This is a genomic window from Sulfobacillus sp. hq2, from assembly GCF_002903155.1.
GTDB lineage: Bacteria > Bacillota > Sulfobacillia > Sulfobacillales > Sulfobacillaceae > Sulfobacillus > Sulfobacillus thermotolerans.
Genome location: NZ_NWUL01000039.1, coordinates 1 through 22720, shown reverse-complemented (window position 1 = coordinate 22720; position 22720 = coordinate 1). Strand labels below are relative to the sequence as shown.

The window sequence follows — 22720 nt, the reverse complement described above, 5'->3', positions numbered from 1 at the left end:
CGCCGTCTTTTACAAGACAGCGACGGGCTCCGCAGGGCTGTCCTCGGTAATGAGGGTGCCGAACTTCGTGTGGCACAAGCTGAGAAATGCGCAGGTGCTACAGCCGTATTTGGTTTGAGGATTGGGAACGATCGACTCGGGCCGTTGGGCTAGGGTAGCGGCGTAGTCCAGTTGCTTCGTAACCCGCATGATGTCCGCTTGCGACACCGGGACAGGAATCATGGTGTGCTCCACGCCTGCTTTGTGCGCCACCAGGTAGTCGAGTCCGAAGGTGCTCCACTCTCCGGTGGTCGCGTGCCACCCGGCGACGTACATCGGAGCTTGCAACGATTCGCGGGCCGAGGCCGTCGTGTTGGGTAGACGCTGTGCCGTTTTGAGATCTCGAATCATGCTACTCTGGTCCACTACGTCGAGGACGGCGGTGATGGTGTGTCCCCCCATTTGGAATTCCATCCGCTGTTCCACGGCGCGGGGCTGACCAAGGCTCGGGCGCACCGCCCGATCCCATGCTTCCGTGAAGGGGAGCCATGTCTCGGGGTCCGTGCCGACCGTCTGATCGGCGACGTTCATAAGTGCATCGTCCGGGGACATCCCCATCAAGCGATTTTCTGCATAACGGTGCGTGGCCTTCCCTACCGCCGCCCGGGCATTGTGAGGCCAGCGAAAATCCGGGGGAAGTTCAAAGATACCAGTGCTCCATGCGCCTTTGGCGGGGCACAACAGCCAGTCCATGAGGCGCGTTGGCGACCAGTTGCCCACCGGAAGATCTGTGGTCACCACGGGTTCTAACAGATCCTCGAGTGAAGGTGCGGAGATGAAGCCCGACCAGGCTTCATCTTGGGGCAAAATTTCTACGAGGGGGACGCCTAACGCTCGAGCAAGTTTCCGGTAGGTGCGCAGACTCCCGGCGCGTTTGCCGTGTTCGAGCTGCGACAACGTTGGTTGTGCGACCCCTGCTTTGCGAGCCAAGGCTTGCTGGGTGAGACGGGCGGCACGACGAGCGGAGATAAGGGGATTCATGGGGATAGCCTCGCTTTCGCTAACCTTTTTGGTTTATAGTTTTATTATAAACCACATAAACCCCGAGTCAACACCATTATGGTTTTTACTCCAAAAAACTTTTTATTTATAGCAAAATGTAATATCCTTAAAGAACTAAGGAATGGGAGGATTCTCATGAGCACAGGCGAGCGTCTAAAGATGGCGAGGACTAGCAGGGGTCTGGACCAATCCGAATTAGGTCAATTGCTTGGTATATCTCAGAATGCTATCAGCCTCTACGAGCGAGGTCTCCGAAAACTATCGTCTGAGAGGCTTGTCCAAGTAGCCCAAGTTCTCCATGTCTCAACGGATTACTTGCTGGGTACGGACGAACCCACCGATCCAGTCCCATCCCCAACCCTCAACTGGGATACTATTGCATTGAAGTTGCGGCAATTACGCGAACTACGAGGCCATACCGTAGAGGAAGCCGCAGGCCGTATCAATATTCCTCCGGATACCTGGCTAGGTTGGGAATCCGGGCAGACGCCGATCCCGTTGGATGCCTTAAGTGCCATCGCCAAAGCCTATGGGGTCCCGCTCAAATACCTCATGAACGGGCTGAAAAAATCCCCCGCTGAAACCACGCTAGATCGTCCCTTGCGCGAAATTTTGCCCAGCCTTCTCCATTTACGTGAAGTCCCCATTCTCGGGAAAATTGTGGCCGGTATTCCGATTGAGGCTCAAGAAGACCGACGAGGTACGGCGCTCGTGCGTGACGATATTGAAGGAGATTTTGCTCTGTACGTCGAAGGCGATTCGATGATCGGCGCAGGGGTACACGCGGGTGATCAAGTGATTGTCAAAGCCGTCGCTGGGTGGGAAGAGGTCCCTGACGGAAGTATGGTCGTGGCGCTCGTCAATGGCGAAACCACCCTCAAGTATTTGATTCGGGAACCCGATCCCCTCGGAGCGCCTCGATGGTGGTTGCGGGCCGCGAATCCTGCCTATCCAGACCGCCTCATTGATCCCGTTCAAGACCGCGTTCAAGGCGTCGTCATGGCGATTCAAACCGTGCGCCCCCCTCGGGCTCCCGTTCCTCCCGCGCCACCCGCCAGCAGTTCGCATTCCCCGTCCACCGACAAAGAACTCCAACGGTTGATCGACACCTTACGCACCTTGTCGCCTGAGCATCTGGCTACGGTGTCAGCCGTAGTTTTTCCGCTCATCAAGCAATTGCACCATGCCGCACCCCTCTCCCCGTCTTCCGATGATGCGCCGTTTTGACCAGATTCTGGATTAGCCCTACTACGCAAAGGAGTGCGAGTCGATGAAGCCGATTCTCGTTTTTGATCTCGAAACCATCCCAGATCTCACTGCCTTACGTCAACTCCAACGGGCTGCCAGTGATGAGTCGGATGCAACGATCGTGGCTAACGCCCACCTCGATGAGCAACCGTTGAAGCCCGCCTTTCAGCAGATTGTGGCGATTGCCGCCGCGTGGATTACGCCCGATGGCGCGATGAGACGATTAACCAGTTTAGGCCATCGCACATGGGACGAGCGGCAACTCGTTAAGAAGATGTTTGATGTGATTGCTGAAAGCCGCCCACAATTAGTCGGCTGGAATTCCAGCGGGTTTGACTTACCCGTGTTGATCTACCGCGCCATGGTGCATCACGTATCCGTTCCGGCCTTTTATCAAACGGGAACCGGTCGATTCCAAAACTATCGGTATCGGTTTGATGAAGACTGGCACATTGACCTCATGGACATCCTGAGCAACTACGGAGCCAGCGCCAAGCTGAAACTCGACGAAATGGCTGCGATCTTGGGAATTCCGGGGAAGATTGGCGTCGATGGTAGCCACGTGCTCCCGCTATATCAATCGGGGCAGCTCGATGCGATCCGCACGTACTGCGAAAGCGATGTGCTGACAACAACGTTGGTGTATGCCCGGTATGCCGAACATCGGGGATGGTGGACTGACACGCACATGGCAACGTTCGAAAGTTCGGTGGCGGCGTGGCTGGACTCGCAATCGGGTCCGACGTGGGACGAATGGCGTGCGCGCTGGCAACCGGGATCTCAAATCCTCGGGCAACTCTGCGAACCTGCTCCCGATCAGACGGGGTGGTGAATCGGACAGAATGGAGTTCTGTTCGATTCACCAAAAGCCTGGGCAATCCCCGCAAACGCCCAAGGGATCTAAGGTTCGGGTTCCCTGTGAACGCGCCTCAGCGCCCCTCAGTGAGGACGGGTTGCTGGGAATCGGCTATAATAACGATCAGAGAAGTCTTGTAGTGGATACCATTGCGATCACCGTGATCCCGTGAAGGAGCGATGAATTTCGTGAATACCGTCGAACCGATCCGTGATAAACGGCAGATCGATGCGGTCCGCAAAATTCTGGCGGCGCAAAACTTGCGCGATGCGGCTTGGTTTACGCTGGGCATTAACAGTGGCTTACGGATTGGCGACCTCTTGCACCTGACCGTGGGCGATGTTCGCGAAACGCCAACAAAATGGCGGGAACGCATTCGGATGACCGAACAGAAGACCGGCAAGATGAAAGACTTTCCCCTGAGCGCCACGGCCAAAAAAGCCCTGGCCGCCTATCTCGCCACCCGACCTGACGCCAAGCCCTCCGATCCGCTCTTCCCCTCGCGGAAACATGGCCGCCCGTTACAACGCGGCCAAGCCTGGCAGATCCTCCGCGATGCCGCCCGCGCTGTGGGTCTCACCGATCCGATTGGCACCCATACCCTCCGGAAGACCTTTGGCTATTTCGCGTACACCTCGGGGGTGGATCTCGCCATTATTCAGCAGATTTTGAATCACAGTAGTCCGGGGACGACTTTGGCGTATATTGGCATTCGGCGCGAGGATCGCGATAAAGTCTATTTGGGGTTGAATTTGTAACAATGTGGATGACCTTACCGATATGGTATGTTACTAATAAAGTCAAGGATGGTTTATTATGCCACTTTTTGCTTCTATTGATATCGGAGTCTCTCCTACTATCGGCTATGCGTTTGCCATTAGAACAAATGAAAAAATTATCCTCGAAGACAATGGCGCATAGACAACACACCATCTATTATTTCCTTGAGCAATCTCTCGTGTTCATTTTTAGTGGGATATTAGAATTACTGAGTCAAGTATTTATCGATGTCGCAACCGGCGGATCCCCCATGTAATGACTATCCCCAGAAGTAGCACTACAATGGCAGGTTCGATGCTTTGTCGTGCTGCCATCTCTAACAACGTTGCGGATGTGTTCGTGGTAGAAATTATTTTACTTCCCGTACCAGTGACGATTTTTGCGGGTTGGGCTAAGATGAACCACACGTAACTCCCTAGCGCTATGATTAGTGCAATCCAGTATCGTCGAAGCCAACGAAACATGTGGTCTACTCCTTTCTTTAAACATCTTGGTTCTTGTTCTTTTGCCTTTATTGTTCTTTTCCATTGATATATCCTATCGCCGAAAATGTTCCATTTGCATAATACGTGATATTTAGCTGAACGTTATTAACCGTTTCATAGTCTGAAGTAAATTAGTCATAATTCTCTGTAAGGAAGTCGGTGCCGCCAGTCGTCGTGATAAATGTCGTGGATGGTGAGCCCGTTTGTACCCAATCCCACGCTTCAGCTGTGCCGTAGTAATTGTGAAACGATACCGATGTAATAACGCCTCCCGAACTACTATACCCTTCATTGACTTCAAACGTCCAAATCCAATTTCCAAGCACATTATAGCCCTCCATCTCGACATCATCTACGGGATCGCCACTTGTACTAGTAACTAGTTTGATTTCAGTCGGGATAGACTCCAATGCAATTCGTTGTTGAGTTGTGATATTTGGATTAGCCAACGCCAAAGCAATAGTTCTAGCGTTAGCAAGCTGTTTAACAATTTGAGAAGACCATCCTATCTTCCCCTTGAGTTGAAGAAAAAGAGGTTGTTGGTTTCCGAAATGTGTTACTAACTGAGCAGGTGTATCGTCAATCCAATTAAATCCGCCGACTCACACTGAACTTGTTCATCCCATTATGTTCAACGACCCATAAATCAGATTGAGGATCTTGAGGTGTGACCGATATACGGATTGTCCTCTGACCGTTGTGGGATAGTGTAGTTTGAATGTCATAGCCTTTCCCTTGGATTTTAGCCGGTTTCTTTTTCTTATTGGGGACCGATAACAGCGCTCGCGTTAAACCAAACTCATGATCGAGAACACGCGCTTCTATTTGAGTTCCGAAATAATTATTGCAATGATCACAGACCCTCCCTTTGGAAATGAGAGGTCCACCAGTCGATTCCGGGATAATGTGTTCATCACGCTGAAATGCGACATTAGACCTTCGGCAAAATACACATTCTTGCACTTGGGTATCCTTTCTACGATTTTAACAACGCATGTCATTCGTCCTGCCCGGCTTCCTGGTAATGGAAACAAATGCCTTAGCTAGACTACCAAATCGTAACGTCACAACGCCAAGATTGACATCGAATCCGTCTAACGTCTCGCTTAAAAGTCTCGGCATAAGCACCACCCCCGATAATATTTTTCTTACCAGGAACGCAAGTCGCGTTTTAGCCGACCTCACCTTCGGGAACGAAGCCGAGCACAGCGAACGACGACAACATTGTACCACCATTATTAAGTAATAGGTTTGGCGACATTCTCCATGGTCGCCGCGAGTAGAATCCTACGCCGCTACAATATCCCGAACCATCACTCGAAATACTTTCCCAATGGCTCTTCACTCGGCGGGTTCCCGGTTCGGATTATCTCGCTATTGAGTTGCTTCCTTAACTCGGCCCATTGCTTCACTTCGCGTTTCGTGTCAAACGTTTGCGTCAGTTCGTGCCGTTTGCCCTTCTCGTCATAGCGCACCACACGACCTTTCCAACGACCAGAAGGCAGTTTCCGAGGCTCCACGGCCTAGGGATCTTTCGAACGATTAGGCACAGTACCTCATCCCCCCCATCCCGCTTGTCGCCACACCAAACTTTTCACTCTCCTGTCTCGTCCTCTCTTCCCCAGTCAAGATTTCGCCAGCCAGGAGCCGGGGTTCTGCTCAGAAAGTAAACATGGGAAAATTTTTGCGGGGACTATAGTTCAGGATTGACTATGACTCAGGTCGAGTTATGTTATTGTTCCGCTAACCGCCCTAGAATGAGCAAAATGAACGGACGACATCCCTTCCTAAAAGGATGTCGTCCATCTCATTGTGTAGAATTCGCCCCTCATAGGTACAATCCCAACACAACTTAGCCCTTTATTACAACACCACAGAGGATTTTGAGTTTCCATCCCTCATAGGTACAATCCCAACCGTTGGGCTATCGCTTCTCGTCCTGATTTACCTTTGTTTCCATCCCTTATAGGTACAATCCCAACCTGGGACGTGCTATTGCGGGGCATTGAAGGGGGAAGTTTCCATCCCTTATAGGTACAATCCCAACGTCAAGAGTTCGAGGGCTTCGCGGACTTCTTCCTCCGGTTTCCATCCCTTATAGGTACAATCCCAACCGTCTGTGATCACGTTTCCTCAAGCCTTAAAGGAAGTTTCCATCCCTTATAGGTACAATCCCAACGCAGAAGAAGGCCGCAAATTAATGGGCGGGAACATGTTTCCATCCCTTATAGGTACAATCCCAACCCCATGGACACAACGCGCGAAGCCCTTCGGTGGGGGTTTCCATCCCTTATAGGTACAATCCCAACGGCAGTTCCGAGGCGTCATGACTTTCGCGTAAAAAGTTTCCATCCCTTATAGGTACAATCCCAACCATGGCTAGGACCATGCGCGAAAAAGGAGGAGGAAGTTTCCATCCCTTATAGGTACAATCCCAACTCCGCCACAACCACAATCAGCGAGATCACCTGGAAGTTTCCATCCCTTATAGGTACAATCCCAACGGACGAAATCCCTGATAGATATGGAATGAAGTATGGTTTCCATCCCTTATAGGTACAATCCCAACGTATTAGCGTGGTTAGAGAGAAAATTGGAGGAGTATGTTTCCATCCCTTATAGGTACAATCCCAACTGTGGGACGGTTCGGCAGAGACAGTGACCATGGCTCTGTTTCCATCCCTTATAGGTACAATCCCAACGCAGCGGGGGCATCCGCCCGGAATTACTGTTCTTGTTTCCATCCCTTATAGGTACAATCCCAACATCTCATCCTGAGACCAGCCTTTTTCTCCCTGACGGAGTTTCCATCCCTTATAGGTACAATCCCAACACATTTCATCCGATAATTCCCCATATGCGGGAATTGGTTTCCATCCCTTATAGGTACAATCCCAACCCCTTTGGCCCTTACGCCACGCCAAACACAACCCTTTGATAATATGGAATATTTTACTAGTAACGTAGACTCTTACCTCGCAACCGTTCCGTAGCAACGCATTGAGTACGATGGTCTTTGTCGTCGATCTCCCGGAGTTTTGGCCCGATTGGACATCGACGACACTATTATACCCTACCCGGTGGCAATCCTAAATCTTGCAGCACGCGTTGGCGCATGGCGGGAGTCAACGGATAGAGCTTGAGGTATTCCCCGGTGTCCGGCACCAAGGTCATGACCCACTTACGGAGAATCGGCCGGACCTTCGCAACATCCTCCCGAGTGACTGGCTGCATGCCATGCGCCGCAAGGGATTGATTGCGCACGTCCATAAGTGCCTTAAAAGTGTCAATATCTGCCCATAGCTCGCGGACGGTCGGGTCCGGACTCTCCTCGGTGAGGGTACGAGCGAGGACCAAGAGGGGAACATAGCGTTCCCCCTCATCCCGAAACTTCTCGGCCAAATTCTGCGGCAATTGCCCCACCCAGTGTTTAGCCACCCTCCGCACATTCACGCGATACTGCGCGTGATAGTAATAGTATAAGAGGCCTTCAACCAGTCGGCGGCCTCGCGCTAACGCATCGGTATACCGCTCTTGTTCAGAATACCGTTCAATCGAGTAATACAGTTCCACCAAATTCAGCGGATTTTCTTCAGTGGATTCCAAGGCCGTATTGTTCAACCAACGTCGTTGGCGGTCAAATGCGTCCCGTCCCTCCGGAGTCCACGGCACCGCGTCCAACCGATCCACCTGGGTGAGATAACGTCGGGCCACGGCAAAATCGGTCAAATCCCAAGCACGATAGGCTCGCAATACCGACAGAAGCGCCGCGCTGGTGCGTCGCACCACGTCATGAATGGTAATGCGTCCCCATTCTTGGGCCAAAGCGATCGCCGTTTGAAACTGATTGCCTGCTACCGCTTCGCCAAGCCGTTCACGCAGCAAGTATTCTCCTATAAAGCGGACATCCTGGACGCTAACCCGCTCCTGATGCTCTCCAACATGCCGTGGATTCAGGACCGTCCAGATTTTCCCGCCTGGGAGAAGTCCCGCCGCAGACAGCAAGGATCCACTGAGTTTCATTGTCGGTGTGCCAGAACTGGCATTAAAAAAAATCGTCACGTCGTTGTCATTTCTGGTATTGACGTTCTGCTGTACGACCTCAAACGCAAATTGGGTTACCGCCTCATAATCGACGGGGCTGGCTTCCCGATGATAGAGTTGAATCTGTTCGGCCGTGCACAAGTGCTCTGAGATTAACCAATCCCGGGTATTCTGCGCATACTGTTGCCCTTCGGCATTCACGGAAAATAGCCACACCTGGTCGACGGGTTGACCGTGGTCGCGCCACCACCGCCATAAGGTGACAATCGAACCTTCCTCATTGGTGTCGTCCGCAACAGGATCACGCGCGCCAGCGAAACTTAGGAAAATCGTCATATCATATCCTATCCTCCTCCCCGATATTCCCCAGACAGACGGGGATCGTAACCGTAAGGCCAAAGTCCACGACCTGCGGAGCCAAGGCCACGGCTGTCACAACACGTCCGGTCCAACCCTTCCACGGGCGGCTTAACGGCCACACTGCACCGGGTTGCACCTGCAAGATAGGCGCCTTCCATGGACTGGCGTACTGAGCCCCCCAGACGCGGCCGTATTTCGTGTGAAGGCGGTAGGCTAGTCCCGGCGGATCATCTGGAGCTGGGACGCCATGGCCGAGCCAAATTTCTGCCGTTGGATTCGGAACAGGCGGCGCGATCCATGGCTCCCATCCTGCCCAGTCCACTTGACCGTAGCCACGGCTTAACTCTCCCCCAATGCCTTGATAGGCCACCACCCGCGCTAGCAGTTCGGTAAGACGGGGATCCTGAGTCCATAGATAGATTTGGACGGGCTCCGCACTCCATTGTCCCTCGCGGGCAAACAGGCTTCCCTCCAATGCGCCACCCGTCTGGCGATCCACGCCGGTATGCAGAGTGTTCATCCCCTGAGGTTCCTCTTGCAGGCGAAAATCCTCGCCCATAGTCTCTCCCGCTATAAAGCGCCAGAAGTCGGCTGCAGCGATCAGCCGTTGGCGTTTGAATTGTTTGTGCTGTTGAAAGGCCGCGATGATGACGCTTTTATCCTCGCCTTGTGCAGGGCGTGTGCGGCGGGGAAATCCCATGGGACGCGGCAACGTGCCGGCTGGCCATGCATCGGATACTACAAACGGCGGCTGCCCCTCAATAAATTGCTGCAACCACCCATTCATGGCCCTGTCGCCATAACAGTCGCGATAGGCCCAAGCCAAGTGCCCCATTAGGAGATCACTCGTGGGCCAGTGACTCCATGGGGAGCGCGGCCGGAGGGTCCAACAATATCCGGTCATCACGGCACATCCGGCCACACGACACGAATCCGCAAGTGATCCAAGCGGATTTGACCGCTACCGCGTGATCCTCCACCCCCTAGCGCATCATGCTCCACCATGGACACCATTTCCTGAATGGTCGATCGGATGAGCGCCTTATCATCCCCCTGATAAACCCGCACGCCCAGCACGAAGTTGAACGTGGCCCCAGCGGGCACCCGTTCTTGAACACGGGGATTGGTCGCTACGTGGGTATTACGATTGATGGTATTTTCAAATTTCTCTTCGGCAAAAAACAAGCCCATTTGTTCATAAGCGGTTTCCAATATGTCTTGAGAGGCAGGCGTTAAAAAGGCATCGCGAAACAGGAAGCGCGTCGGATTCAACGTGTGCCGAGGTTTGCGGTGTGGGCCAAAATACCGGCAAACGCGACAGGTCGGCTGAGCACATCCACACGGCTCGCCATTCACGCCTTTGCCATCAGCCGCCTCCAACAGACTGCGGAATTTGCCCTTCAAGCTACTGCCCGGCAAATACGGCCGTTGTGTGAGAGGATGGCGAACGATGGGGTTGTCAATGCCACCAATTTCCAATACATCTTTTGATCCCCCCACATGACACCCTGTCACACAAGTTAACTCGGCTGTCACTTCCCATATCTCTACCAAATGAGGATTGGAGGTTAAATCCGGTCGCCGATTATCGGGCTTGCCCATTAGACGTCCCTCCTTGTCGTGGGAAACCGGGCTCCGTGGGGAAATAGGCCACGACGCTCTCGAAATGTTTGACAAATCCCTCAAATTGCTCCCAATTGGTAACGGCTTGGTCGACATTGCGATCCATGAATGTGGGAAAAAATGCATTGACGAGATGACGCTTCGCCGCATAGTACGCATGGGATTGTAACTCGTACAACTGCGACTTCTGTTGATTAAACAAACGCCCTCGGTCCATGCTGCGCTCCAACCCTTTGACTCGGTTATAAAAGCGCCGCAATGCATGAATAGACGTGCCTCGAGCCAATTTATCCACCACAAACTGGGCTTCTTCCCGATAAATTTCTCGACGGTATCCGCCCTCCGGGTTTAGATAGCCTTGCCGTAAATAGGTGTTCTCGGTAATCAGCGACATCAGCATTACTTCCCTTCTTGGACAATATGGGCCGGATCCGAATCACTCCGGAGTCGGACCAATGAGACTAACAGCGGAAACAACGTGAGCCGTGCAAACAGATCGGGATTATCGGCTTGCAGGTAGGGCGCGAGCCATGTACGGACGGGTTGCTGCTCGTCAGCCGTGAAATGGCGGCGCATTTCGTACGTCGCCCGCGGAAACCAGCTGGCGGCTTGTTCCTCTATCGGTCGCTGCAAAGCGTATTGGGCAGCCTGAAGGAGACGATGCAATGCGCTGGCACTTAACCACTCATGTCGGAGTAAACGCGCGACCTCCTGCGATTCCTCCCAGAGGAGTCGATAGCGGCGCCAGCTTAATGTGGTAGTGCCGATGGTCACTTGATTGCGCCCCGTCAGAATCCCAGCGGCCCTGCGGTCCGCAGACGGCGTATGTTTTGCCTGATATAAGGCGCGTTCTACCGCCTCTGTGGCCAGTGCAATGGACAGATGAGGGTCCACGAAGATCATGCCCGCCGACAGCGTCACGTCCGAATGATATCCCGTATATTCGGTAAATCGTTCGGCCAGGGTAAGGGCGAATTGCGCGATATGTTGCGCCCCACCAATCAGATAGAGATCATCGCCTCCGGAAAACACCGTATAGAGCATCCGGCCGTCCTGCATTAACTGCCGCACCCCTTCAGTAAAAAATCGGTCGACCGTCTCTTGAAGACGAATAACGCGATAGACATCCGTGCCGACTGTGGTGTTCTGAGATAATCCCACCGTCATGAGTAACCCTAGATTATCGACATCCACTTTGAGATACCCCAACCGCGGCGTCGCCCCGGCCTCTAAAGCCGCTAAACAGGCAAACGTATAGGGTTGGCCCGCCCGCACCGGATCGTCCACGGAGGCCCGTTGACAGTGTGGGCAATCCTCGGAGGCAATGGGCAACGCCACGTTCATCCATAGAGTAGGCATCGGAGGCTGCGCAACGTCGTTGAGTGTAACCATCTGGTGCGTCTGTTCTTGAGGGCGCTCTGAGCTTAGCGCGAGACTCCAATGAGGCCCTATTGCCACCGATCCATGCGAATCGTTACGCAACTGAATCCACTGGATGCGGGGCAAAAAGCTGCCAATCTGTTGGTCCACCGCACATCCGTAGCAGAGCCCCTCGGCATTGTAAACCGGATATTTCTCGCACCGAGCACAGCGCGATTGCAATATTCCCGGCGTACGCCACACCCAGGGATCGTGACGTGCGTCAGTGGTCGAGAACAGGTAGGAATTCAAGGGTTGCCGCTTCGACGCCCCCACTTGGGCATGAAGATCACGCATCGCCACCCCATAATTCTCGAAGAATTCTTCGGCCGTGACCTCCATTTCAGTCGAATACAACACAACTTGGGCATGTGTGACGTCATGGAGCCATGCGTTTATTTCCGATTGGAAGGCTGCCAGCGACGCTGTGGGAGGCAACAACAGGGAAAATCCCCCACCCACAGAAGACAATACCAGGAGTCCCGTCTGCGTTATCTGGACACTCGTCGCCCACGGGACCCCAAGCGAGAGCAACCCGATCCGGGCACTACGGGCCCGCAAGGTTTTGGCCACCCCGGAAACACCGAGACGTGATGATGCAAACACGTACGCTTGAATGCCTGAAAAGTCGCCGTATACCAAACGAGCTCGCCCGGCTTGGGCCGCCAATGCCCACGCGACCTGCATTCGCAAATACACGGGCAGGGCAACCACTGAACCACTAGAAACTACGGTCAGCCCGAACCCCGACCATTCGCGACCCACGATGGCCAGGACGCGTTCCAGTACCTGGGGCACGGAACCGACCACGGCGGCGCATTGCCCAATCACTCGGGATACACTGCGCCCCCACTCCCTCCAGAATGCTGACCGATTGATGGGACAGGGATAGGGCACCCGTCCAGCGTCCGGCACCACGTACAGAGGCGAGTCAGCAAGCCCTTGGGATAACGACACATCGTTGAAAATGGACGGCAGGGGTTCAACCCGAAACGTGCGTCCAGGCTCTGGTCGCACTTCAAGGGTCTGACCATCGACACGCACGTGTACGGGTTGGTCTGCCCATGTTGCACACTGCTGTAAAACCCAATGCAAGACCTCACGCATGAGCAATCGCCTCGTGGGCCGACGTCGGCAAAAATGCGTCACAACAGCCAAAACCTAACCCGTTTCGTCGACCCACGCCGACATCGTACAACAGCGTCAGCAAGTCGGGATCTCCCGCCAACAAAAAGCGTCCACGGTAGCCTACGACGGGGGTTGTGCCATACCAACTGCGGACACGCACGGCCTCGAGGGGATAAATCGCCAATGGTCCAGCCGCATGTCCAAGAAACTGCTGCGCCTTGATTTCCGCATTGTGGGCAATATGGTCTTGAAATAAGGGCTCGTCGGGCCCATAGGATATAATGTGTCCATTAATGTTATCATCGGCCACAATCGGTGACAGCGTAGTGATCCCCATCAGAGTGCGAGTCCACACAAACGGAGGTTCCACCGCAACCCCGATAATGTCTCGACGTTGATCGGCCAAGACAAGAACCGCGTTCGCGGCGATTCGGTCTAACAAGGCGCGCATATCTTCCGCCCGCCGCAAGCTAATCCACCAATCTATCGGCCCGGCGAACGCAATCGTATGCTCCGGTTTTTGTTGCATGCGGCCAAGCAAGCGCGAAAAGGTAAAAGGACGGACACCCCGCACCCGTCGCCAATCCTGCACGACCTCCGCGGGGACAAGCGTATACAATGCTTGTTGCAATAGAGCGTGATAGGCTATGGGGACGATGAGGGGACCTTCTATGCGTAACCGAATACGCACGGCACTTCATCCCTTTCGTGATCGTGTTCTGTGAGTGATTTGACCGATATCCAAATGCTGAAAACCAACATACGCTTTAAGATTTCGCCACGGTTCCGGAAAATTCCTCCAAAAAATCCACAAATTTTTCCGCCCAAGACGCGGAATTTACCAAAACTACCATGAAAGCCGGCCTCTGCGGCCACATCGACGGGTTGGCCGTGGTCGCGCCACTCTCGCTAGAGCACAGGCACATGATTCTTCTCAGGGACCCTGTCAGATATTCGCACACCATGTCTAGAACTACAACGAGCCGTAAAAGGCCTGGTTCCTTCCACACGCATCGCATCCCACAAACATGCTCTGAAGACTTATCATCACAGCTATCGAATCCGTCGTTTCTCTGCCCCAAGGGAAACTGATAAACACATTTTGATTACGTCCGTCTCGTCCGCCCCTCGCAGATATAATTGGAGGACTCGACAACGAATCGAAAAGCAGCGGTGTCACGGTTCCGGCAAATCGCATCAACAAAACAAAATTACGATCCCTTCCTCTTGTTGGACGGCATTCGCACAATCATGCCAACGATACCAATTAATTCGACAACCGCTAGCGGGATCGCAAGCGCAAGCATGTTATCTAACGCCATCCCAATAAGAGTGAGGCCCATCAAAGATAACAGAGCCGCTAAAAAGGCATTAGTAGATTTATGCATGGGAGCCCCCTCTCAGCATCCGATATTCATAGGATTTCACATGATAGCACCCATATGTTTCCAATAGTCCTGCGTCACTAGCGTATCATGTAGAATTGACTGTATTCCGGTCGCTACGCGAAATATGTCGGAATCATAGACGCTATGCATAACGCGTCGAAGGCAGGCGTAAATGGTACGCCTATTTGACACTGTCATCCCGTCCTCTCGGCCACCCCCCTGCAAAAGTCCGGTTCCAATAATCGAGGCGAAGTTCTCAACTCGCCATGACAATAAGTCTAAATCACTCCTCCTGGGTGGCTGTGTACGGCACAGATTGTGCGGTTGAGGACATCTTCCCCTCTTCGTTCGCAGTCTCTCGCCAATGCCACCATTCCGTGGCGATGGCGCCTGTATCTGGATCGCGCCGATACGCTAAACCCCATCCCCGTCCCGAATCTGTGGGGTCGATGCCGATCCATTCCTGTGCCTCATCGGGCGCTACCCATCCCGTGATAATACACCGTAGCGTTTTCATTGCGTTGACACCCCTCAGTCATGATGTAAGTCATGTGACAGCCAACATGTTATCCGTTGAAGACGCTCGTGAAAATAGTGCATCGGGGGGTGAGCCTTGTATTCTTGTCCAGCCGTCTCTTGACCGAGACCGACGGCTTGTCTGTACCTCCTATTCTCTCTATACTGAAGAAGAGGACACGGGCGCAAAGGAGGCCTCTCATGAAAAATGTCGAATGGACGCTCGACGGCGACATCCTGACCATCCGCATAGACCTGACGCAAGAGTTTGGCCCGTCCAGTTCCGGCAAGACAACGATTATTGCGAGTACGGAAGGCAATGTGGCGGTGGGGCCGGGTCGGGAGGAAAAGATTGGGCTGAATGTGTATCGGCCGAGAAACCATTCCTAGTAGGCCTTTCACCATGACCATGACTCTCTGCGTGTTTAGCAAGCAGGGAAAGGAGACCATCAAATGTCCTGTTATTCATACGTATTCGTGGGGCATGTCCATCCGATTGCCGCGAATGTTACGTTGGCATCGCAAGACTTTGCGATGAGTCTGCCGTCCGAAGACAGACCTATTCAGGGAACGCTGAACATCACCCATTCCGCGATCTGGCGAGCCGGAGGAGAAGCCACCATGAGTCGCCTCAAACGGAAGTATGGGCTCCGACGTAGTCGATATCGGGGCTATGACGCGGAGGCGACGGGGATCGGGTTAGGGATCTTCGCCCATAATGTGCGCCGCTGGGCCCAGCGGCAGGCTGGCTAACGTCCTCGGTCCGCGAAAGGTAGGCCTGGGCCTATAACCCCCAGAGAGGTTCCTAAGTACAAAAGAGACTTTTTCAGCAAGAACTATCTAGCAAAATCCGTGGAGTTTCGGAAGGGTTTCTCGATTGCTTTATGGAATCAGCCGTACAACTTCATTCAGCGTGAACAGACTTGGAACGAAGTCGGGGGACGATAGAACGTAGCCTTCACGTCGGATTGAAGCAATTCTCATGGTGAAAGGAATATAATTATGGAGAATAAAGCACGAGAAAAAAGCTTAACCGCAGATTTTGATCTTTCTGGGCTCTGGTGGGATCCGGAAAATCCTTCGGTGAAATGGTTTGGCACAGTAGAGTTTCGGCATAACACATTCACCACCATAACATTATGGGCCGATCAGACGCTATTTCAAAAGGCATCACACCTTTATGGACTGACCCAGAATGGGGAAGCCGTTACGCTCATTGACTTAAAGAACACAGGGGGTAGCATAAGCTCGGGACAGAAAGGCGCCATTCATGCTGCTTCTTTCATCACTAAATACATGGTGGTTGGTGCGTACGTAACCCTGGAAACGCTCTACCGTCATATGGCCGTCGAATATACCTATATTGAATATTGGGTCTGGCAACCTACAGAGGTGGCTAACCCCGGCACCGTTTCCGATGTCGATTGCGGATATATCCGTAGCCTCAGAGCCACTATGGCACTCAGCCCAACTCACAGAACATTCAAGAACTTAACAAGTCATATTAACACGGTGGGATGGTCCTTCCACATTACCTTTGATAAAGGTGAAACCCTCGACACGTTGCTCAGCATGTCCTTTGATTTGGGTAACTTCCTTACTGTATTATTTGGACAAGCTACGTATGTACAAACCGTCGAGCTGAAACATGATACGAAGACAACAGATTCAGTGAAGGTGTTTTATTCAACCCTCCCCAAGAGACTACTGGACAAGATCCATCGTGACCATTTCGTGGTGCCGTTTTCCGTGTTTCAATCTACTGCTTCGTTGATAGTACCACAGTGGTTCGATAATCTCGACACTTATCGGCCGGTGATTGGGTTGTATACCGCAACCATTTTCGGCGTTACACAGTTTTCGGAATTTAGTTTTTTGGCCCTCATTCAAGGTATCGAAAGCTATCACCGTCGCAGGTTCCCTGCTAGGCAATACATGGCGCCGGATGACTACAGAACTGCAATCGCCGAATGGGTGTCCCAAATACCGTCTTTCATATCCAATAGCAGTCATCGGCAAAGCCTCAAAAACAAAGTTACATTTGGATACGAATACTCGTTACGAAAACGTTTAAAAGAGTTATTAGGTGTGATAAGCCCCGGTGAAAAGGCAGCAATTGTATCAAACTACGACGAACAGCCCTTTATCCAAAAAATAGTCGACACACGGAATTATTTGACGCACTATACTGAGGAACTCGCCATCCTAACGGCCCAGGGGAGCGAACTTATACGCCTAACCAAGAGGCTACGATATTTACTTACGTTACTTTTACTCGATGCTATGGCCATATCGATCCCGGAAAATCACATTCAAAATGACTTGCCATGGCTGTTAAATTAAGCCGAAGAAAAAAGACTGTGTACCATTAAGATTTTGACAGCTCGGATAATTGTCTCAGTTCTGGCCGAACAGGCACCAAAAGACTATATCCGAGTTCGCTGAGCTCTTCACGTTGTCGGAGTGAAGTCGAGTCGAATCGTCGTACCCCTAGCGACCTCTTTTTGGGTACAGGGGAGTCTCCCCCTCGCGATGACGAGATGCCGCGGGTTTCTGGGTCCTCACCGAGACCCCCTTTTTGATACACACCGATCCCCTATCGTCGTGATCCGTGACACAGCATAGGTCCGGGCCGCTCGGCGATAATTCAGCTGGCCGGACCGCTCGGCCTCGATGGCTTGTGCCAGTTGGCGGCCGCGGATTATCCGTCATCCGCGGCCGCCCCATCGCTTTCCCTTCCCGTTTGACCCGCTCCATACCCACCGTGACGCGTTCGCGAATCAATTCCAGCTCAAACTCGGCGAGACTGGCCAACAGATTGAGGAGTAACCGACCTAATGCCGTGGTCGTGTCAAAGCCTTCTTGAGCTCTTAAAAACCCGACGTGTACCGCATAAGGTATCGTGCAGGTGCTTCACGGAGCGAAAGGCGCGGTCGAGCTTGAACACTAGCACGGCATCAAACCGATGCCGCAACGCGTCATCGTTCAGAGCTTTCCATGCCGTGCGGTTCCCCATGTCATTGGCATGGCAACATCAACATATTCCTTGGTTATCTCCCCCCTCCGCTGGAGCGGGGCCAAAAACTCTTTCACGCGCTCCGCATCGTGCGGAGCTATCGCCATGAACTCGACCGTCGTAACGCGTGCGACCACTCGTTGACACCTCTGCTCATGTACGTAAGGCAAGGGACAGGTCTGCACGATCGAATAACCCGAGGCCTTACGCGATCACCCAATGACACTCCAAATCCCATTTTCGATAAACACATTGCCCTCTTTGGCCCCTATCCGCTTGCGGACCGCGACCTTGATCGTCTGCCACCATTGTTTCACATGACACCCTCCTCATCCGATTGCCACCCCTGCTGGGTGTGGTGCTCTCAGCATAGCAAGTTTCCATGGGAGGATTCCTACCCAATTCGGTCCCGGTTCTAGGCATTAATAACGTAGACCCTTAGGTAAACGCTGTCATCCCACGACCCGGAGACAACGGCTCACGTATACCACCCGTATATGTGGATTGGCAAAAAAGGCGAATTATCAGATAGACTCGGGAATCGCCAGCATTCCATTGCATTGCTATAATGAGAAGTAGGAGGCGAGAATGCATGGACATTATCCGTCCCGTGTTTACGGCAAAAGACTTGGCCCAGCTCCCAGACGACGGCAAACGCTATGAGATTTTAGAAGGAGATTTGGCCGTGAGCCCTTCGCCTAATCAGCAACATCAAAATGTCATTCGACACTTATCAGCATTTTTTATCCATGTTGAATCTCATGGTTATGGACGGTGGTATCCTGCCCCATTTGATGTCGTATTTGATGACAACAACGTGACCGAACCGGACCTGCTCTTTGTTCTGACTGAACATCTGAATATCATCAAGGAAGCCAACGTGCAAGGTCCACCAGATCTGGTTGTCGAGGTCTTATCCCCTAGCACCCGTGACCGAGATCGCGGCGTGAAGGCCCACCTCTATGCCCGCTTTGGTGTGCCAGAATATTGGATTGTCGATCCTGAGACCGAAACGTTGACTCTCTATCATTTAACGTCAGAGGGCTACGAAGTCACTGGACCGTTTCGGGCTGATGAGACAATTCACAGCACTCTCTTTCCAGACATTCCCCTGAACGTATCCGATGTGTTTCTGCCGTGAAGCCCGTTACAACTCACACCATAAACCTCACTGGAATCGGACAGAACGGACTTCTTTGCGATTCCCACTACCACAACCTCCGGCCTCGAGGCATTGAAGAGATTTCAGTTGCAGCCTCAGACTCATTGAATGGTTATATATGTCTTGTGTCGCTTGCTGTTTGACCTCTGCCTTATCTACGCCCGTTTAAGCGCTTGTATATCAACAAGACATCCGGCTGAATCACCAAAAAAGCAAAATTCCACTACGCACAGACACCATCCAATTAGGTGACAAAATCTACGGAGGCGGAAGGGGAAACCGCCTAGCCTACTAAATCACAAACGTTTCTGTGGTCGGACGATCCGCATTAAAGCGAGCGAGCGCAAATGGGGTCAAATCAACAAAGGGCTCTTCCCCCATAATGAGCTCGGCAATGACTCGCCCCGTAGCAGGAGAGTGCATAAAGCCGTGGCCACTAAACCCGTTTGCCATATAAAATCCTGGGATTTCCGGCACTTCACCGATAATCGCCGTGTCATCCGGCGACACCTCATATAAGCCCGCCCATCCACGCATAATGGAAGCCTCCGCTAAATTGGGAACCCATCGCAGTATAGTGTCAATGAGCTTCTCCAAGGTCTGGTGGTCGACGTCCGTATGATAACTGCTCGGTTCATGAGGGTCGGACATCCCAAGCAAAATACTGTCACCTTCGCGGCGAAGATAGGATGTCGTTTCTAATTCCAAGGTCATTGGGATCGTTTGAGGAAGTTTGCTAAAGGGCGTCGTAACATAAATACTACGGCGGTAAGGACGCACAGGGATTTCTACCCCTGCCATCTGCCCTACGGCGGCGGCATACGGACCCGCGGCATTCACCACGACGCCTCCCATAACGATCCCCTTGGTGGTTTTCACGCCAGCAATGTGATTATGGTTCATGAGAATACCAGTGACTTGTTCATCCAAGCGAATCGTGACCCCAAGGTCTATGGCCCGTCTGGCAAAACCATAAAGGACCGCGCCCGGGTCGGCAATGCCATCATCTGCACAAAACGTTCCTCCCACGAGTCCTTCCATTTGGACATACGAAAACTGGCTCGCGACCTCTTGGGGCGAAAGACATTTAACGGGAACGCCTAGGGCTTGTTGCATTAACGATAAGTTCTGCATAACCGTCCACTTGCTCGCATCGCGCGTTAAAAAGAGATATCCGCACGCATTAAATGACGACGAAATTCCGAAGATGTCTTCAAAATGGCGAAACATTTCAAGACCGTATTGGGAAAATTTAACGGCGCTCGGATGAGAAAATTCAAGGCGGACTCCCCCTGCACTACGTCCAGACGAGCCGTGGCCCCACACCCCTTCTTTGTCGATGACAATGACGTTGGAAATTCCTTTGCTCGCTAAATGATAGGCAATGGATAAGCCAATGAGGCCTGCTCCCACAATAATGACGTCCGCATTATCCGTCACCGATTCTCCTCTTTTCTACCCTGTTGGGCGTTGATCTTGAACTCCGACCAAATATTCGGCACAAGCGAGATCAAAAACGGCCGACCCGACACTTTTCATGACCGTAATCCCCTCTTGGGGTCCATAATGCGGGGCACTAGCCAAAGGACGAATTTTTGTTAAATCGACAAGACCTTCTGCAGCAGGAATGAGAAAGTCACCAGCTTCTCTGAGGCAAGCTGGCAGAAAATCAGCATACAACGTAGCTTTGGCCACAATGTCGCTAGCAAGTTCTCGCGTGGTAGGTAAATAGGCTCCCATCGCATTAATGAGCACTGGCGTTTTGATTATACGGGAATCAAATAAGGGGGTCGGTGAAGACGTGACCGTGGTGATAACATCGGCATCAGCTACTGCTTCGTCAATGGCGGTATGGACACTAATGGACACATGAGCAAATTGAGGAAGGGAACACAGTCTGTCTCGCAGGGCATATGCCGCGTCTGGTGTGCGGTTCCATAAGCGAATGGAGCGAACTCCCGCCAAACGCGCGAAGGCTTTGGCGTGATAATAGGCCTCAAAGCCAGCCCCGAGGATGCATTGACACGCATTCGCTACACTAAGCCACTGCGTTGAAAGAGCGGCAATGGCTGCGGTGCGCATCCCAGTGAAAGCTGCCCCATCGGCAATAGCGATCACCTCACCGTCAGCACCGTAAATACTGACCGTACCGTTTAAAACCGGTTTGGTCTTTGCAAGACTTTTGTTAGCTGGACGCTCGTATAAGACCTTCACCAACGATAGACTAAGGTCTGCCCAGCTGGCCGCCATTAAAATAATATGGCCTTTGTCGTCTGGCTGGACCACGCGCACGGGTTCGTGAGACAAGGGGGCCGTGAGTCGTCGGCTCAAGTGTGCCCGCAACATCACATCATCAAGCGCTGTTTCTAAGTCTTGAGCTCCAATCCACATTGGCATTTTCCCCACTCCAAGTTTGCAAGCCGGCACGCTGAACGTGGTATTTGCCTCAACCATAACAAAGGCCACTGGTTTTTAATAGGGCCATAAAACAAAAATCGTCACAATCACAACGCCCCCAATCCCATGACATCTAAAATTCTCTGGACAACGACTCTTTTACCAACGTGCGCTGAAAAGCCCCTTCCTTCAGTTATCTTAAGGGCTCAACATGCCTTCTATGACAAATATGTCGCCTAATGGAAAGAAATTCTTCGCCGGAGAATGATTATCTTTAGGGATTTTCTGAAGTAGAAAGCCCGCACACCGACGGCTCAAAGCCCCGAATGTCTTACCTTTGATGAAGTCCTTCGCTTTTCGTGTTTACCATCATAGATACGTCTACGATGTCAACGGCCTCACTCTGTAAGGTTTTTAACATTTGACTATAGATAACTCAAGCCGTGGGGAGGATGTCAATCCAACAATTTCGCCATCATGTACTCATCCACAAATTGGCCATCCGTATAGCGAATACTGTGTCGCCGCAATCCCTCGACTTGAAATCCCATTTTGTGGTATAGCCCAAGGGCACAGCGATTTGTCACCATAACGTCTAATTCAATTCGATAAATCCGGTGGTCTTTAGCCCAACTCTCCAATATTTGAAAAAGCTGAGTGCCGATACCCTGTCCCCAATACGCCTGACGAATACCGACAACAATCAACGCCGAATGCGCCATGCGCCGTGGAGTATGGCCACGCGCTCGCAAAAATCCAACCAACGTGCCATCAACAGCCTCAACAACCCAAAATCCATTGTGAGGCTGATCGATGAAGGGAACAATCCGTTTCTCCCATTCGGCCACACTATCCGAAAGTTCACCAGGCTCCATTAACATGTACTGTGTCTCTTTATCCAACGCGTTTTGCAAATCTATAAACTTGGCTACATCCGTCTTGTCAATCAATCGAATTGTCCACATTATCGATCTTCCCGCTCTCCATTCCTGTCCTATCCAATAGGCCCCCAAAGACTCCAGAGTTGTGCATTACCCTCAAATGCCTTTCCAGTTATATGGGAGTGTCTGAGCCCATACCCGCCGGAGTACAACCATAAACATAAAAGGCAGAACCCGGTTAGGCGCAATAAAAAAGGCCCCATGTATTGGTGGCTAAGAGACTATCCGTTCTGATGGACTTATCCAAGTCTGATCATCGTTAGTCAATGGATCAAACGGAGCCACCTTCCTGTGTCATCATGCCACCGCTTCTTAG

General features: G+C 52.2%; 22 protein-coding genes, 1 pseudogene and 1 CRISPR repeat array. Of the genes and pseudogenes, 7 read left to right on the top strand and 16 right to left on the bottom strand.

Translation table 11 applies throughout. The features are described from left to right. Positions 1–9: 9 nt before the first annotated feature. Entirely contained in the window at positions 10–1020 is a 1011-nt protein-coding gene (locus CO251_RS11560) for a helix-turn-helix domain-containing protein (protein WP_242968567.1), read from the bottom strand. Between the two features lie 156 nt (positions 1021–1176). Here CO251_RS11560 and CO251_RS11550 point away from each other — a divergent pair, with 156 nt between their 5' ends. The 3 genes from CO251_RS11550 (at position 1177) to CO251_RS11540 (ending at position 3903) form a co-directional block, all read left to right on the top strand. After that, complete coding sequence (locus CO251_RS11550) at positions 1177–2268, top strand: helix-turn-helix domain-containing protein (protein ID WP_158246314.1); 1092 nt, start codon at positions 1177–1179, stop codon at positions 2266–2268. Between the two features lie 43 nt (positions 2269–2311). Further along, positions 2312–3121 (top strand): 3'-5' exonuclease, encoded by an 810-nt coding sequence (locus tag CO251_RS11545; RefSeq protein WP_103375978.1) that lies wholly within the window; start codon positions 2312–2314, stop codon positions 3119–3121. A 212-nt stretch (positions 3122–3333) separates the two neighbouring features. Beyond that, positions 3334–3903 carry a site-specific integrase gene (locus CO251_RS11540; RefSeq protein ID WP_173677103.1) on the top strand — a complete coding sequence of 190 codons (570 nt, stop codon included), beginning with the start codon at positions 3334–3336 and terminating at the stop codon, positions 3901–3903. Between the two features lie 243 nt (positions 3904–4146). Here CO251_RS11540 and CO251_RS11535 read toward each other — a convergent pair whose 3' ends face one another. The 11 genes from CO251_RS11535 to CO251_RS11485 all read right to left on the bottom strand — a co-directional run bounded on the left by CO251_RS11535 (position 4147) and on the right by CO251_RS11485 (position 14889). Continuing rightward, positions 4147–4389: a hypothetical protein gene (locus CO251_RS11535; RefSeq protein ID WP_103375976.1), complete on the bottom strand. Its 243-nt coding sequence runs from the start codon at positions 4387–4389 to the stop codon at positions 4147–4149. A 152-nt stretch (positions 4390–4541) separates the two neighbouring features. After that, positions 4542–4736 carry a hypothetical protein gene (locus CO251_RS11530; protein ID WP_103375975.1) on the bottom strand — a complete coding sequence of 65 codons (195 nt, stop codon included), beginning with the start codon at positions 4734–4736 and terminating at the stop codon, positions 4542–4544. Between the two features lie 262 nt (positions 4737–4998). Beyond that, entirely contained in the window at positions 4999–5373 is a 375-nt protein-coding gene (locus CO251_RS18095; protein ID WP_103375974.1) for an HNH endonuclease, read from the bottom strand. An 854-nt stretch (positions 5374–6227) separates the two neighbouring features. Beyond that, positions 6228–7309: a CRISPR direct-repeat array (repeat unit 30 nt; unit sequence GTTTCCATCCCTTATAGGTACAATCCCAAC). A 167-nt stretch (positions 7310–7476) separates the two neighbouring features. Next, positions 7477–8790, bottom strand: a complete 1314-nt coding sequence (locus CO251_RS11520; protein ID WP_103375973.1) for a hypothetical protein — start codon at positions 8788–8790, stop codon at positions 7477–7479. Position 8791: 1 nt separating this feature from the next. Next, on the bottom strand, positions 8792–9718 hold the full coding sequence (locus CO251_RS11515) for a hypothetical protein (RefSeq protein WP_146039069.1): 927 nt from the start codon (positions 9716–9718) through the stop codon (positions 8792–8794). Next, the gene (gene csm3, locus CO251_RS11510; RefSeq protein ID WP_103375971.1) at positions 9718–10416 is read right to left on the bottom strand and encodes a type III-A CRISPR-associated RAMP protein Csm3; all 699 of its coding nucleotides are present in this window, start codon (positions 10414–10416) and stop codon (positions 9718–9720) included. The genes CO251_RS11515 and csm3 overlap by 1 nt, the downstream gene beginning before the upstream one ends. After that, entirely contained in the window at positions 10400–10837 is a 438-nt protein-coding gene (csm2, locus tag CO251_RS11505; RefSeq protein WP_103375970.1) for a type III-A CRISPR-associated protein Csm2, read from the bottom strand. The genes csm3 and csm2 overlap by 17 nt, the downstream gene beginning before the upstream one ends. Next, complete coding sequence (locus CO251_RS11500) at positions 10837–12963, bottom strand: hypothetical protein (protein ID WP_103375969.1); 2127 nt, start codon at positions 12961–12963, stop codon at positions 10837–10839. Before CO251_RS11500 ends, csm2 begins: the two co-directional genes overlap by 1 nt. Next, positions 12956–13675: a CRISPR-associated endoribonuclease Cas6 gene (gene cas6, locus CO251_RS11495; protein WP_103375968.1), complete on the bottom strand. Its 720-nt coding sequence runs from the start codon at positions 13673–13675 to the stop codon at positions 12956–12958. Before cas6 ends, CO251_RS11500 begins: the two co-directional genes overlap by 8 nt. A 520-nt stretch (positions 13676–14195) precedes the next feature. Further along, positions 14196–14372, bottom strand: a complete 177-nt coding sequence (locus CO251_RS17440) for a hypothetical protein (protein ID WP_158246313.1) — start codon at positions 14370–14372, stop codon at positions 14196–14198. Positions 14373–14655: 283 nt separating this feature from the next. After that, on the bottom strand, positions 14656–14889 hold the full coding sequence (locus CO251_RS11485; protein ID WP_103375966.1) for a hypothetical protein: 234 nt from the start codon (positions 14887–14889) through the stop codon (positions 14656–14658). A gap of 200 nt (positions 14890–15089) precedes the next feature. On the opposite strand from CO251_RS11485, the gene CO251_RS11480 reads away from it, so the two are divergent. From CO251_RS11480 to CO251_RS11470, 3 genes and pseudogenes are all read left to right on the top strand, one after another. After that, positions 15090–15278, top strand: coding sequence for a hypothetical protein (locus CO251_RS11480; protein WP_103375965.1), 189 nt, complete (start codon positions 15090–15092; stop codon positions 15276–15278). A 207-nt stretch (positions 15279–15485) separates the two neighbouring features. Next, a pseudogene (locus CO251_RS17775) lies at positions 15486–15641 on the top strand (transposase); the annotation flags it as partial. Between the two features lie 249 nt (positions 15642–15890). Further along, positions 15891–17231, top strand: a complete 1341-nt coding sequence (locus CO251_RS11470; RefSeq protein WP_103375963.1) for a HEPN domain-containing protein — start codon at positions 15891–15893, stop codon at positions 17229–17231. A gap of 147 nt (positions 17232–17378) precedes the next feature. Here the strand turns inward: CO251_RS11470 and CO251_RS17950 are convergent, their stop codons facing one another. Next, the gene (locus CO251_RS17950; protein ID WP_304465937.1) at positions 17379–17789 is read right to left on the bottom strand and encodes a recombinase family protein; all 411 of its coding nucleotides are present in this window, start codon (positions 17787–17789) and stop codon (positions 17379–17381) included. Between the two features lie 707 nt (positions 17790–18496). Between CO251_RS17950 and CO251_RS11460 the strand changes: the two genes are divergently transcribed. Continuing rightward, positions 18497–19045 carry a Uma2 family endonuclease gene (locus CO251_RS11460; protein ID WP_158246312.1) on the top strand — a complete coding sequence of 183 codons (549 nt, stop codon included), beginning with the start codon at positions 18497–18499 and terminating at the stop codon, positions 19043–19045. A 312-nt stretch (positions 19046–19357) separates the two neighbouring features. Here the strand turns inward: CO251_RS11460 and CO251_RS11455 are convergent, their stop codons facing one another. From CO251_RS11455 to CO251_RS11445, 3 genes are all read right to left on the bottom strand, one after another. Continuing rightward, on the bottom strand, positions 19358–20506 hold the full coding sequence (locus CO251_RS11455) for an FAD-binding oxidoreductase (protein WP_103375961.1): 1149 nt from the start codon (positions 20504–20506) through the stop codon (positions 19358–19360). 15 nt (positions 20507–20521) lie between these two features. Continuing rightward, positions 20522–21463: an ornithine cyclodeaminase family protein gene (locus tag CO251_RS11450; RefSeq protein ID WP_158246311.1), complete on the bottom strand. Its 942-nt coding sequence runs from the start codon at positions 21461–21463 to the stop codon at positions 20522–20524. Positions 21464–21918: 455 nt separating this feature from the next. After that, positions 21919–22428, bottom strand: coding sequence for a GNAT family N-acetyltransferase (locus tag CO251_RS11445; RefSeq protein WP_103375959.1), 510 nt, complete (start codon positions 22426–22428; stop codon positions 21919–21921). Positions 22429–22720 lie beyond the last annotated feature (292 nt).

Coding starts and splice junctions, on each gene's coding strand:
- CO251_RS11470 (WP_103375963.1), top strand. CDS start 15,891: ATGGAGAATAAAGCACGAGAAAAAAGCTTAACCGCAGATTTTGATCTT.
- CO251_RS11560 (WP_242968567.1), bottom strand. CDS start 1,020: ATGAATCCCCTTATCTCCGCTCGTCGTGCCGCCCGTCTCACCCAGCAA.
- CO251_RS11450 (WP_158246311.1), bottom strand. CDS start 21,463: ATGCCAATGTGGATTGGAGCTCAAGACTTAGAAACAGCGCTTGATGAT.
- csm3 (WP_103375971.1), bottom strand. CDS start 10,416: ATGGGCAAGCCCGATAATCGGCGACCGGATTTAACCTCCAATCCTCAT.
- csm2 (WP_103375970.1), bottom strand. CDS start 10,837: ATGCTGATGTCGCTGATTACCGAGAACACCTATTTACGGCAAGGCTAT.
- CO251_RS11515 (WP_146039069.1), bottom strand. CDS start 9,718: ATGACCGGATATTGTTGGACCCTCCGGCCGCGCTCCCCATGGAGTCAC.
- CO251_RS11500 (WP_103375969.1), bottom strand. CDS start 12,963: ATGCGTGAGGTCTTGCATTGGGTTTTACAGCAGTGTGCAACATGGGCA.
- CO251_RS11445 (WP_103375959.1), bottom strand. CDS start 22,428: ATGTGGACAATTCGATTGATTGACAAGACGGATGTAGCCAAGTTTATA.
- CO251_RS11480 (WP_103375965.1), top strand. CDS start 15,090: ATGAAAAATGTCGAATGGACGCTCGACGGCGACATCCTGACCATCCGC.
- CO251_RS11520 (WP_103375973.1), bottom strand. CDS start 8,790: ATGACGATTTTCCTAAGTTTCGCTGGCGCGCGTGATCCTGTTGCGGAC.
- CO251_RS11550 (WP_158246314.1), top strand. CDS start 1,177: ATGAGCACAGGCGAGCGTCTAAAGATGGCGAGGACTAGCAGGGGTCTG.
- CO251_RS11460 (WP_158246312.1), top strand. CDS start 18,497: ATGGACATTATCCGTCCCGTGTTTACGGCAAAAGACTTGGCCCAGCTC.
- CO251_RS11545 (WP_103375978.1), top strand. CDS start 2,312: ATGAAGCCGATTCTCGTTTTTGATCTCGAAACCATCCCAGATCTCACT.
- CO251_RS17440 (WP_158246313.1), bottom strand. CDS start 14,372: ATGCATAAATCTACTAATGCCTTTTTAGCGGCTCTGTTATCTTTGATG.
- CO251_RS11485 (WP_103375966.1), bottom strand. CDS start 14,889: ATGAAAACGCTACGGTGTATTATCACGGGATGGGTAGCGCCCGATGAG.
- CO251_RS11535 (WP_103375976.1), bottom strand. CDS start 4,389: ATGTTTCGTTGGCTTCGACGATACTGGATTGCACTAATCATAGCGCTA.